The 12539-nt window shown below is 69.8% G+C and carries 10 protein-coding genes; 4 read left to right on the top strand and 6 right to left on the bottom strand.

Features of this window, described 5'->3' with window-relative positions; all coding sequences use genetic code 11:
• Window positions 1-3: 3 nt before the first annotated feature.
• Window positions 4-486, bottom strand: coding sequence for a hypothetical protein (locus AB0I66_RS01040; protein ID WP_363205544.1), 483 nt, complete (start codon window positions 484-486; stop codon window positions 4-6).
• Window positions 487-705: 219 nt separating this feature from the next.
• Between AB0I66_RS01040 and fabV the strand changes: the two genes are divergently transcribed.
• Window positions 706-1914: an enoyl-[acyl-carrier-protein] reductase FabV gene (gene fabV / locus AB0I66_RS01035; protein ID WP_363205543.1), complete on the top strand. Its 1209-nt coding sequence runs from the start codon at window positions 706-708 to the stop codon at window positions 1912-1914.
• A 6-nt stretch (window positions 1915-1920) separates the two neighbouring features.
• Here the strand turns inward: fabV and AB0I66_RS01030 are convergent, their stop codons facing one another.
• Together AB0I66_RS01030 and AB0I66_RS01025 are read right to left on the bottom strand one after the other, a co-directional pair.
• A complete protein-coding gene (locus tag AB0I66_RS01030; RefSeq protein WP_363205542.1) occupies window positions 1921-2754 on the bottom strand; it encodes a PIG-L family deacetylase in 834 nt (277 codons plus the stop codon).
• Between the two features lie 111 nt (window positions 2755-2865).
• A complete protein-coding gene (locus tag AB0I66_RS01025) occupies window positions 2866-3549 on the bottom strand; it encodes a class I SAM-dependent methyltransferase (protein WP_363205541.1) in 684 nt (227 codons plus the stop codon).
• Between the two features lie 207 nt (window positions 3550-3756).
• On the opposite strand from AB0I66_RS01025, the gene AB0I66_RS01020 reads away from it, so the two are divergent.
• Both AB0I66_RS01020 and AB0I66_RS01015 read left to right on the top strand, forming a co-directional pair.
• Window positions 3757-5196, top strand: coding sequence for an FG-GAP and VCBS repeat-containing protein (locus AB0I66_RS01020; RefSeq protein ID WP_363205540.1), 1440 nt, complete (start codon window positions 3757-3759; stop codon window positions 5194-5196).
• A 58-nt stretch (window positions 5197-5254) separates the two neighbouring features.
• Window positions 5255-6730: an FG-GAP-like repeat-containing protein gene (locus tag AB0I66_RS01015; RefSeq protein WP_363205539.1), complete on the top strand. Its 1476-nt coding sequence runs from the start codon at window positions 5255-5257 to the stop codon at window positions 6728-6730.
• Between the two features lie 16 nt (window positions 6731-6746).
• Here the strand turns inward: AB0I66_RS01015 and AB0I66_RS01010 are convergent, their stop codons facing one another.
• Together AB0I66_RS01010 and AB0I66_RS01005 are read right to left on the bottom strand one after the other, a co-directional pair.
• Window positions 6747-7412, bottom strand: a complete 666-nt coding sequence (locus tag AB0I66_RS01010; protein WP_363205538.1) for a response regulator transcription factor — start codon at window positions 7410-7412, stop codon at window positions 6747-6749.
• Window positions 7409-9373, bottom strand: a complete 1965-nt coding sequence (locus AB0I66_RS01005) for a sensor histidine kinase (protein WP_363205537.1) — start codon at window positions 9371-9373, stop codon at window positions 7409-7411. The genes AB0I66_RS01010 and AB0I66_RS01005 overlap by 4 nt, the downstream gene beginning before the upstream one ends.
• Before the next feature lie 259 nt (window positions 9374-9632).
• Between AB0I66_RS01005 and AB0I66_RS01000 the strand changes: the two genes are divergently transcribed.
• A complete protein-coding gene (locus AB0I66_RS01000) occupies window positions 9633-10415 on the top strand; it encodes a hypothetical protein (RefSeq protein ID WP_363205536.1) in 783 nt (260 codons plus the stop codon).
• On the opposite strand, the gene AB0I66_RS00995 is transcribed toward AB0I66_RS01000, so the two are convergent.
• A complete protein-coding gene (locus AB0I66_RS00995; RefSeq protein ID WP_363205535.1) occupies window positions 10406-12415 on the bottom strand; it encodes a sensor histidine kinase in 2010 nt (669 codons plus the stop codon). The two genes, AB0I66_RS01000 and AB0I66_RS00995, sit on opposite strands and share 10 nt — an antisense overlap.
• Window positions 12416-12539: the final 124 nt, after the last annotated feature.

The following is a 12539-nucleotide window of genomic DNA, read 5'->3' as shown; positions in this document are numbered from 1 at the left end:
ATCCTATGAACCCGAGCGCAACCCAAGAACGCTGTGCTGCACCACGCCCGAAGAGATGTCACTCTTACCTGAAGCCCGAGCAGACAACTCCACCAGCCCGGCTCGGAGATCGGCCGCCGGCTCACCCAGGACGATCGCACTGATGATCAGTTCCAGCATCAGGCAGTCGTACTCGTCGCCCACTCTCCGGTAGCGCTCTCGGTCGGCCTCCACCACAGCAGAGGCAATTCGCCTCCCCCCGGTTGTGAGGGCAAAGGTTGCCGCATAGACCCCGTGGCCGGTCCAACTCCGGTGCATGAAGAGGACGTTGTCCTCCATGAAGACGTTCCACTTCTGGTCCATGTCCTGGGCTCGGTATCCGTGCCGGATCCGGTCCCACTCCTCGTCGGTCCAGACCCGTTCCGGCAACTGGGTCACCTGCCGGGGCGTGCTGATCGGATGGAGGCGCCGGAACGACTCCCGGGTGAGTGGGGCATCTGCAGTCATGGCGTGATCCTACGGAAGCACCACTCCGACAGGGCAGTGGATTTCTTCGAGGGCAGAGCTGGTGGAACCCTCCAAGCTCGGCTGTGCATCGTTGTGCCGGTCAAGATCACCCCGTTCCGCCGCACGGCCGCAGACTTGCAGCACGCGGCAGCCAGGTGGCCGCCGTGACCTTGTCCGTGACGACACCGGCGACACTGACGACACCAGGGGGACCACACTGTGAGCGAACGCGTCATTGCGCCCAAGAGCCGGGGCTTCTTGTTCCTCGATTCCCACCCTGCCGGCTGTCGGCAACTGGTGGACGAGATGTGGCAGGCCGTCCCTGCCCCGGCCCCCGACGGGGACGAAGGGCCGGTGGCTCTGGTCATCGGCTCGTCCGCCGGGTACGGCCTGGCGGCTACGGTCGCGGGCCTGGCCCGTGTCGGGATCCGTGGCATCGGCGTATGCCTGGAGAAGGAGCCCGGGCGGCGTACCGGCACCGCGGGCTGGTATCGCACCGCCGCGACCGCCCGGCTCGCCCAACAGCATGGCCGGGACATGGTCTTCGTCAACGGCGACGCGTTCAGCGACCCGGTGAAGGAGGAGGTGGCTGACCTCCTCGCGGAGCGGTTCGGGGGGCGACTCGACTTCCTGATCTACTCGGTGGCCGCGCCTCGCCGCACCGACCCCGACACCGGCAAGACGTACGCCTCTGTCCTCAAGCCGATCGGCTCGCCGCACACCACCAAGACCCTCGTCTTCGACGAGAACGGTGCCCCGGAGGTGAAAGAGGTCACCACCGCACCGGCCGAGGACGACGACATCGAACAGGCCGTGGCCGTGATGGGCGGCACCGACTGGGAACGGTGGATCACGTTCCTGGCCGACCGGTCCCTGCTCGCCGACGGCTTTACTACTGCCGCCCTGTCCTACATCGGCTCGCCCCTCACCGCGGCGATCTACCGGCAGGGCACCATCGGGGCGGCGAAGTCCCACCTGGAAGCCACCGCGCGCACGTTGGACGAGCGCCTCGGCAAGACGCTTGGCGGCCGGGCCGTGACGTCGGTCAATGCCGCTGCCGTCACTCAGTCCTCGACCGCCATTCCGGGCATCGCTCTGTACGTCGGCCTGCTGCGGGGCGTCCTGGGGGATTCCATGGTGGCGCCGATCGGTCAACTGGTGGAGTTGTGGGACCAGTTGGCCGGAGCCCGCCCCCTCGACCTGGATGGCGAGGGCCGGGTCCGCCTGGACACCTGGGAACTCGACCCCGCCGTGCAGCGCGCCGTCGCCGAACGCTGGGGCGCCGCCACCAGCGACACCATCACGGAACTCGCCGACCTCGACTGGTTCCGCGACGAGGTCCGCCGCCTCTACGGCTTTTCTGTTCCCGGCATCGACTACACCGCCGCCGTCGAAACCGACGCACCCTGGCCCACGCTCATCCGCTGACCGTGGTCAGCGCAGGCCGGCGAAGAGATCCGTCTCGGGTACGGCGGCGTTGGTGGTGTCCTTGACGCGTACGAAGGTCTCCATGCCCATCAGCTCGCCGAACTTCTCCTTGCCCATCTTGAGGAAGAAGATGTTCTCGCCCTGACTGGCGTGCGCGGCCAGCGCATCGAACTTCTGCCCGCTGAACGCGGTGGTGTCCACCCACGTGGTGATCTCATCGTCGGGGAGGCCGATCTCGGCCAGCGCAGCGGCCTCGGCGGGATCCGGCTCCGGCATGTCCTCGCCGAACTCGCGCATCGTCTCCCCGAAGCGCTGCATCGCCGAGCGGGGCATCGTCGTCCAGTACACCTTCGGTGTCAGCGTGATCATCTCCAGGGCTGCCATCGTGATGCGGTGGGCCTGGATGTGGTCGGGGTGGCCGTAGAAGCCGTTCTCGTCGTAGGTGACGACCACGTCGGGCCGGTAGTGCCGCATGAGCTCCGCGAGCCGGGCGGCCCCTGTCTCCACGGGGGTCTGCCAGAAGGATCCGGGGGCCTCATTGCTCGGCCAGCCCACCATTCCGGAGTCGGCGTAGTCCAGCATCTCCAGATCGCTGATCTTCAGGACGTCACAGCTCTCCTCGAGTTCCTTGCGTCGCATCCGGGCGACGGCCGCCGGATCGTGACCGGGGTCGCCCGGCTTGATACCTCCCGGTCCATCACCGCAACCGCCGTCGGTACACGTCACGAGGACTGTTCTGATGCCCTCTGCCGCGTACCGAGCAAGGACCCCTCCGGTGCTGGTGGCTTCGTCATCGGGGTGGGCGTGTACTGCCATGAGCGTCAGGGGCCGGTCAATCATGAAACAGTCCTTCGGTAGGAATACGTGCTGTTTTATAGGAATGCGTAGTCCATGCAACCGCGCCGACCGGACTGGATGTTCCCGGATCGGCTGATCACCTCGACCCCCAGGTCAGGCGGGACGTGTGGCAGTGGGACGTGTGGCCATGACGACCACGCCCGGGCCGGTCTGCTCGTCCGCGGGAAGGCGAAGTTCGGCGACGGGCCGCAGCCCGGCCTGGACGATCAGGTCGATGAGCTGTTCCGGACGCCACTGGTGCGTGGTCCAGCGAACGGGTACCCCTCCGTACGCCTCGGTGCGCTCCGCGTCCTGGTCGCCGACGTGGGTGGCGGTGATGAAGTGTCCGCCCGGCTTCAGGGCGCGTGCGAAGAGGGCCAGGACCTGCGGGAGGACGGCACGGGGGAGATTGAACAGTGACCACCATCCGAGGACGCCGCCCAGGGATTCCTCGTCGAGGTCGAGCTCGGTGGCGGAGGCGACGCTGAAGCGGCACTGCGGATACAGCCGGCGCGCGTTTTCGATCATGCGAGGGGAGAGGTCCACGCCGGATATGTCGAGTCCGCGTTCGGCGAGGTAGCCGGTCACCGTGCCGGGGCCGCAGCCGACGTCCAGGACAGGGCCGAGGTCGCCCACGGTGTCGGCGAAGGCGTCGATCGAGGCCTTGAGCCAGGGATGGCGGCGGATGTCGCCCATGCCTGTCGTTGCCACCAGGTGGGCGTAGTTGTCGGCCACCTGGTCATAGGAGTTCCGGACGACGTCGAGGTCGGCGGGGCGGTCGATACGGCGTGCGTGCATCAGCCAAGAGTAGGGCGGCCCCCGTAAGGCGGGCGTCGTCCCACGACCCCGGCGTGCCTCGAGAAGCAACTCGCCCTGCGGCACCTCGCGTTCACAGAGTCGCAACCTTCGCACAACCCTTCGTACGCCTCATGAGTCACACTCCCGCAAGCCCTTCCCTCGCCTTGTCCATTTCCCTATTTTCCCTTTGACCAACGGAGTTCCACCGTGCGTGTACGTACCCTGGCCGCCACCGCCGTCGTGGCGGCGCTCACCGCCACCGGACTGACCCTGCCGCTCGCCGGGAGCGCCGCGGCGGACACGACGACGCCGCGGTTCGACTTCAATGGTGACGGATACGCGGACATCGCTGTCGGCATGCCCAATGCCACGGTGGACGGCAAGGCCAAGGCCGGCTACGTCAGCGTGATCTATGGCGGGCCGCAGAGTCCGAGCCAGTCCACCGGCGTCATCAGCCAGGCGGAGGCCGGCATACCCGGCACGCCCGAGGCGGGCGACCGCTTCGGCTCCTCCGTGGCGCCCGTCGACGTGAACGGCGACGGCGTCTTCGAGCTCGTCGTCGGCGCGAGCGGCGAGTCCCTCACCTCCGAGCAGCTCCAGGACGAGGGCACCATCACCGTGCTCGACAACTCGGAATTCAACATCAAGGGCACCACCGTGGCCAGGGGCACATCCGAGTGGAGCAAAATCGGCAGCACCATCGCCACCGGCGACTACGACGGCGACGGCGACACCGACCTCGCGTACAACAACGGCGGTGAGGAGCGCGGCTCGCTCCAGTTCAGGCCGGGCCCGCTCACCGCCGACCCGGTGACCCCCACCACCTTGCGCACCTACAGCATGGGCGGCCGCACCCACGACCTGGCCACCGGCGACTTCGACGGCGACGGCCGCGACGACCTCGCCACCACCTGGCAGGCCATGGAGGACTCCGGCACCTTCATCACGCGCTGGGACGAGCAGGGCGAGCCCGCCCAGTGGTGGGCCGACGCCGACCGCGGCAGCGCGCTGGCGGCCGCCGACTTCGACCGGGACGGCACGGACGACCTGGCGGTCGGCCTCGTGCAGCCCAACCCCGAGACGGAGACCACGCATTGCGAGAACCGGCTCGGCGGTGCGGTGCTCCTGCTCAAGGGCTCGAAGACCGCGGAGTTCGGCACCGAGAACGAGTGCATCACGCAGGACAACCCCGAGGTCGGCGGCACCGCCGAGGAGGGCGACGACTTCGGCGCCGCGCTGTCCGCCGGTGACCTCAACGGCGACAGCCGTCCGGAACTGGTGGTCGGCGTGCCCGGCGAGGACGTGGGCACCGTGAAGGACGCGGGCGGATACGTCACCCTGAACGGCACGGAGCACGGCCCCTACGGCGGTCTGGCCCGCAGCCAGAGCACCGCGAACATGCCCGGCACGGCCGAGGCGGGCGACCGCTTCGGCGCCCAGGTGGCCGTCGGTGACTACAACCGCGACGGACTGTGGGACACCGCGGTCAGCGCGCCCGGTGAGAACGCCGGTGAGCCCCGGTCGGGTGGTGTCTGGTTCGCGCCGAGCAGCACCGAGGAGACGTACCCGGTGGGCAAGTCGCTGACCCCGTTCGGCTTCGCGCTGCCTCATGGCGCCATCAAGTACGGCGAGGTCCTTGGGCAGTAAGTCCGCTTGCCGTCGTAGCACGTGAACTGACCTTCTCACCTTGCGATGTGGAGTGCCTGTGCGCAGTAAGAGACTCTCGGCCGCCCTGCTCGGCGCCGCCACCGTCCTCGTGTCGGCAGGGCTCGCCCCCATCGCGGGCGCGGCGCCGAGGGCGGCCGTCCAGGGGCCGGACTTCAACGGTGACGGGTACGCGGACTCCGTGGTCGGCGTATATCGAGGAGACATCGACGGCCAGAAGTCGGCCGGCTATTTGCACGTGCTCTTCGGCGGATCGAGCGGGGCCGCCGCCTCCACCACTTCCGTCAGCCAGAACAGCCCGGGCGTCCCCGGCACCAGCGAGAAGAACGACCACTTCGGCACTGCCGTGGCGACGTCCGACGTGGACGACGACGGCTTCACCGACGTCGTCGTCGGGGCGCCGGGCGAGGACGTCGGCAGCGACCCGGCGGCCACGGGCCACGGCTCGGTGGTCGTCCTGTACGGCTCCTCCAGCGGCGACTTCGAGCGCGGCCGGACGATCGCGCAGGGCTCGGCGGGCGGCGGCGCAGGGGACTCGCTCGCCGTGGGCGACTTCACCCAGGACGGTGCCGTGGACGTGGCGGTGGGCCTGCCCCACGGGGAATTCGGCGAGGTCGCGCTGCGACCGGGTCCGCTCACCGAGGACAAGCCGCTGACGTCCTTGCTCCGCACCGGCTTCGGCGGCACCTCGGGCAGGCTGGCGGCCGGGGACTTCGACGGGAACGGCAAGACCGACCTGGCGATCTCCGCGTACTCCAACGACTACTCGCGCACTGCCCTGTGGCGCTGGAACGGCTCGGCGCTGCAGGAGTACTGGAAGTCGCCGGCCACCGGCTACGGCATCGCCGCGGGCGACTTCGACGGTGACAGCGTGGACGACCTGGCGCTCGGGCACTGCCTGATCATCGCCGAGGCCGACCGGCCCACCGGAGCCTGCGGCTCCGACGAACTCGCCAAGGGCGGCAAGGTGCGGGTGTTCTACGGAGGCGGGGGCGCCGAGGGCTTCGGCACCCGCAACCACACCCTGAGCCAGGACACTCCGGGCGTCGCGGGCACGGCGGAGGACGCGGACAACTTCGGCATCAAGCTGGCCGCGGGCGATCTCAACGGAGACGGCCGGGACGACCTGGTGGCGGGCACGCCCGCCGAGGCCATCGGGACGGCGGACCGGGCCGGTTCGGCGACCGTGCTGACCTCGGGCCCGGACGGCCTGCTCGACGCCTCGGGCACCGCCAGGTCGACGGCCTGGCACCAGGACTCCGCCGGGGTCCCGGGGGCGGCAGAGGTCAACGACGAGTTCGGCTCGGCGCTTGCGGTCGGGGACTACGACGGGGACGGGGACGGCGATGTCACGGTCGGCGTCTACAACGAGTACGGCGCGGAGTACGAAGAGAACCTCAGCACGGGCGGAGTCTGGACCCTGCCCAACGGCGCAGGCGCCGGCTCCAAGGCGCTGACACCACGGCTGTTCGGGCTGCAGGGGGCGCTGTACTACGGGCAGATACTCGGGCGTTGAGACTCGGGTCGCCCGATCACCCACCGGGGGCGCCCAGTCCGGCGTCGCGGGCTTTGGCGACCGCGGCTGCCCGATTGGTGACGCCCAGTTTGACGAGGATGGCTGAGACGTAGTTGCGGACGGTTTTTTCCGAGAGGACGAGCCGCCGTGCGATCTCGTAGTTGCCGAGGCCGGTGGCGATGAGTTCCAGGACCTGCCGCTCCCGCTCGGTGAGTTCGGGGAAGATCTGGGCTGCGTAGTCCCGGTGAGCGCCCGTGAAGAAGGCGGTGATCCTTTGGGCGACGGTTTCCCCGTAGACCGCGTTGCCGGATGCTACGGCCAGGATGGCCCGGACGATTTCCGTTCGGTCGGCTCCTTTCAGGAGATAGCCGCGTGCTCCCGCGCGCAGCGCGCCGAACAGGGCCTCGTCGTCCTCGTGCATCGTCAGGACAAGGACACCCACGTGGGGATGGCGGGCCAGTACCGCCCGGGTGGCGGCCGCGCCATCGAGGCCGGGCATGGCCAGGTCGGTCAGCACGACGTGGGGCGTGGTCCGCTCGACGACGGCCAGCAGCTCGTCGCCCCGCGCCGCCTCTCCGACGACCTCGACCTCGTCGCTGGTGGAGAGAGCGGCTGTGAGTCCGTACCGAAACACAGGATGGTCCTCGGCGAACACCACGCGGACGGGGGAGGGGAGGGTCATGACGGCTCCAGGGGAAGGTCGGCGGCCAGGACGGTGCCGCTCGTCGTGGAATGAACGGTCAGCGTTCCGGCGAGGGCCTGGGCACGTCGGCGCATGGAGGACAGGCCCACGCCGGCCGGTGTGTTCGGGGGGATGCCGGCACCGTCGTCCGTGACGGTGATGTGCAGCGCACCGTCGTGGGCGGCCAGCACGACCTGGCAGCGTTGAGCATCCGCGTGGCGCACGGTGTTGGTGATGGCCTCGGTGACGATCCGGTAGGCGGCGGTCTCCACCTCGGGGCGCAGCTCGCCCAGGTGGGCGACGGTCATCTCGACGGGCAGGGTGCTGGATACGGTTCTGGCGTGGCGGCTGACGGCATCGGCCAGGCTCATGCGATCCAGTGCGGCAGGGCGCAGGCCGTCGATGATTCTGCGGATCTCCAGGACGGCCGCGGCGACCTCTTGGCTGATGCGGGTGAGCAGCGCGGCACAGGAGGCATGGTCGCCGGTGCGCAGAGTGTCGTGAGCGGCCTGCAGTCCCAGCCCTATTCCGGACAAGGACGGCCCCAACCCGTCGTGCAGGTCGTGTCTGAGCCGGTTGCGTTCCGCGCGGGTGGCGCCGATGACTCGGTCCCGCTCGATTTCCAGGGCTTCGGTGAGTTCCAGTGCACGCACCAGGACGGCCACCTGCGGGGCCAGCGCGGCGAGCAGCCGGGTCTCGGAGTCGCCATAGGACTCGGTGGGTGCCCGGTCGGCCACCACCAACGTGCCGACGAAGCGCCCCGCGACCCGCAAGGGGAAGGCCGGGCCGGTCTTCGTCGTGTCGCCCGTGGAGCCGATGCGCTGCCCGTCCGTGGTCGTCACGGAGGCCGCGGGCGCCTTGACGGTGTCGGTGACGGCCTGGAGAGCAGCGGGTAACAGATCCGACTCCTCCGCGACGGCGACCTGATCGCCCAGTTGCGCGATGGCGCGCAGCGGATCCTTGCGCGCGCCGTACACCAGGCGGTCCACCAGGCCCTGCAGCCGGTCCCGGGCCGGCGTGAGCGAAACCGCCACCAGCGCCGCGGCCAGTACGCCGGGCAGCGGGCGCTCGTCGAGGGCGGATCCGACCAGAATCGTGACCGCCAGATAGACGACGACCACTGCCCCGGTCAGGGTTCCGTAGACGAGGCCACGCCGCAGCACGATCTCGATCCCCAGCATGCGGTAGCGCAGCACCCCGATCGCCACCACCACCGGAATGAGCGCGACGCACAGGCCGAGCACCTGCTGAGGCAGTAGGTCGACGTAGGTGCAGGCGAGGAGCGGGCCCGCGGCGCAGACGAACCACACAAGCTGCTGCCGCTCGGGGGCCTTGGCATGCACCAGGCGGACCAGGGTGCCCACCCATATCACCAGGGTCGACACCACCAGGAGCGTGAAGTGGCCGCCGATCACGAGGGCCAGCACCCGGGGCGGCAGGGTGGCAGGCGGAGTGTGCCCGGGAGCGACGTCGTCATAGGCGGTCGGATCGAACGGCATCACCAGGACGGGCAGGACGATCGCCACGGCCACACCGATGACCGGCCATCGCCACCATCGGCTCGGCAGGCGACCGTCCGGGTAGAAGGCGAGCACGAGCGTGGGTGTGGCCAGAACCGGGGGAATCCACAATCCGGTGCTGGCCGCCGCCGCCCACGCCGAAGCAGGCCAAGCCGGTCGTGCCGCCACGACGCCGTAGGCCCCGTACGCGGCCAGAATCACTTGCAACACGGACAGAGCCCCGGCCTCGAGAAACAACCACCCCAGGACGTTGCGGGGCCGCAGGGTGATCAACGCCGCGCCTACGACGGCCCATTCCAGTCCTGCGGCTCCGACGATCCCCACGAAATTCCCGAAGTCCTCGAGCCGCTCGGAACGGGGCAGTGTCACGATCCACACGGCGCACCCCAGCGCCGTGGTGCTGCACAGCACCACGGTCCAGGCGACTGCCCGCGCGGCCATGCACTCAGTGTGCTGCGCCGCGTGTCCCGTACGACATGTGGCGTGTCCCGACTGTTGCGGGAATTTTCATGGCCTGCCCGGGACCAGAGCCTCAGGCCGGACAACCTCCGGGTGGTACAGGATGCTCGGCGACTCGATCCCATGTCAGGCGTGATGGCCCGCCGACAGTCGCAGCGGGGCGCCCACAGCGCGGCAGGGATTTCCGGCCGCCCCTACTCGGTCCGCGGCCGGCAACAGCACGATCTCGGGGGAATCCGCCATGACTTCAGTGCACTCCACGGCCGAGCGGGGCTCGCGCGTCGGTGCGGCCTTCACGGCCCTGATCCCGTTGGTCGCCGGCTCCGGCGTCGCGATCGCCTTGCGCAGAGCCGGTGCGGGCGAGGTTGCTGATGCGGCCGGAGCAGTGACCACCACCCTCGTGGGGCTGCTGTTCTTCCAGCAGTCCACCCGGCATGACGGGGAACGTGCCTGCGCTTCCGCGGCCGGGCTCTCGGATGCGGCCGCCATTGCGGGCAGGCGTATCAATGTCGTCCCGTCGTCCACCACCGTGGCGCTGAGTGTCGTCCTGGCCACGGCCGCGTTCTGGCTGACCTATCTGCTGACCACCTGGATGGGCATCGGCAGCCTGGGATATCTGAACGGAGAGGTCCCCGATGACCCCTCGGCGGTGGCCCGGCGTGTGGCGCTGCGGGCTCTGCCGGTGTTCATCCCGGTCGTGTTCCTGATCGCGGTGGCCGTCGGTCATCGGCTGCGGGCCCGGGCGGTGCTGGCGCTCACTGCCGCGGTCATGTTTTTCACCACCGCGGTTCTGGTGTTCCATCAGCTGTTGCTGCGGCACTGGGAGAGCGTTGCGCCCTGGCAGGTCGTGCGCACCCCCGAGGACCTCTACGTCCCCATCCTGTGCGGGCTCCTCTCCTTGATCGTCTGCCGCCTGGGGCTGTGGTTCGCGGCACGCACCCAGGGCCGCTACGACGCCATGCAGGAAGCGCGCCTCAGGGTGCCTGTCCCCAGCCGCACTTCGCGCGCACGCGCTCAGGGCTGAGGGGTTGCTCCGCCGTCGACGGGGAGCTCGACGTGCACCGTGTTGCCCCGCCGACGGGCAGATATGTGGAAGGTGCCGTTGAGTTCCTCGGCACGGCGGCGCATGGAGGCCAGCCCGACCCTCCCCTCACGCATCCGGTCCGGGTGCAGGCCACGCCCGTCGTCGTGCACTTCGAGGGTCAGGACCTTGCCGAAGGTGAGGCGGACCAGACAGTGGGTGGCCGCGGCATGCTTGACCACGTTGGCCAGGGCCTCCTCGGCTATGCGGAAGGCCGCGTACTCCACCGGGTCCGGGAGCGGGGGGACTGTGTCGGGTGCCTCCACATCGATCTGCAGATCCCCGCCGGTCGCCAAGGTCAGGACCAGAGCCCGCTCGCGCAGAGCGGGCACCAGACCGTGCAGGTCCAGGGCCGATGGCCGCAGGGCATCGATGACGCGCCGTACCTCTTCGACCGCGCGCCCCACCTCGTCGCGCAGGCGGCGCACGAGTTCCTCCAGGGATGACGCCTGGCCGCTGACGGATGTCTGCACCGCCTCAAGGCCCAGGGCGACACCTGAGAGTGAGGGCCCAAGGCCGTCATGCAGGTCCTCGCGGAGGCGTGCCCGCTCGGCCGCGGACACGTCCATGGCGTGTCGGCGGGCGGCCCGCAACTCCCGGTTGAGACGGTCGGTGTGGACGATCAGCGCCACGGGAGCCGTCAGGGCCTCGATCATGCGTGCGTCGGCGGGCGGGAACCCGTCCGGATCGGCCGGGCACAGGGCTAGGTCGGCGATACGGGTGCCGGCCACGATGAGCGGTCGTACCGTCGGCGGTGCTGACCTCGTTCCCGTCTCGGCCAAGAGGGTTCCGTCAGTCGCGGTGAGCGCGGCATAGGGGGCGCGCACCGCGGAAGCGACCGAGGCCACCGTGGCCGGCAGTACGTCGCTCAGATCGGCGGAGACGTGGCTGCCCAGCCGCCGGAACAGGCCCAACGGATCGTTCTGCGCACCATAGACGAGCCGATCCACCCCTTTCTGGAGCCGGTCACGCACCGGGGTGAGCAGCGCGGCCACCACGGCCGCCGCCGCGACCTCTGAGGCCGGGCCCGTCGGTACGGCGACGGCGACCAGGGCGGTGACCACGGCGTAGATGAACAGCACCACAGCGGTGAGTGCGCCGTACAGGAGCGTGCGACGCAGGACGAGGTCGATGCCAAGGAGCCGGTACCACAACACCCCCACCAACACCGCGAACGAGACCAGGCCCAGGGCCATCGGCAGCAGCCATCCCCATGCCGGAACGAACGACACGGCAAGCAACAGCCCCAACGCAACGAGAAGCCAAAGCAGTTGCTGCCGCTCCGGCCGCGGTGCGCGCCGTACGCGCACGCAGGCGCCGCCCAGCACCACCGCCGTCGCCCCGGTCGCCAGCAACGCACCGCCCTGCGTCAACGTGTCGGCCCAGGTGGCAGGCAGCTCGACCGCGGGGCCCGCACCTCGGTAGTACTCCGCTGCCGGCCGTGGCGCCATGGCCAGGCCCAGGGCGGCCGACAGCGCACCGGTGGCCAGGGCACGATTCACCCAGCGCCACCTGGCGGCGGGCAGCCGCCCCCGCGGGTAGAACACCACCAGGACGATCAGCATGCAGAGCGCCGGTACCCACAGTGAGTTGCCCAGCGAATAGGCCAGGCCGCCCCAGGGCAAGTGTTCCCCCGGTCTGGCCTGTGCGCGTACGGCGTAGACGGAGCAGAGGTCCTGGGCCGTTCCGAACACCGGCACCGCCAGCAGCAGCCAGCCGATGAGATTACGTGGTCGCGCGAGGATCAGCACGACACTTGCCGGAATCGCCATCACGACGCCCGCCAACTGGGCGTACGGCACCGGCTGTTCACCGGCCTGCGCGGGAAAGCGCAGCCCGCGCCCGACATGGAGCGTCAGCGCGGCGGAGGCCAGCGCGACGCCGGCCAGCGCACAGCCCGTACGGCGCAGGGTCGCGTCGGACAGGCGCGGTGGAGAGGGCACGGCCCCAGTGTCTGGCAGGGCGCACGGCCTGTCATCCGGCTTCGTCCCACCTCAAGTCCCATGCCATCGTGCGGTGTTCCCGACGAAGTCAGGACCACGGCCTCAGGCAGCGGGCGTGCCGGGC

This window comes from Streptomyces sp. NPDC050439 (genome assembly GCF_040655335.1).
In the GTDB taxonomy this organism is placed as follows: domain Bacteria; phylum Actinomycetota; class Actinomycetes; order Streptomycetales; family Streptomycetaceae; genus Streptomyces.
The sequence above is the reverse complement of the archived record's forward strand: the minus strand, read 5'-3'. Positions and strand labels throughout refer to the sequence as shown.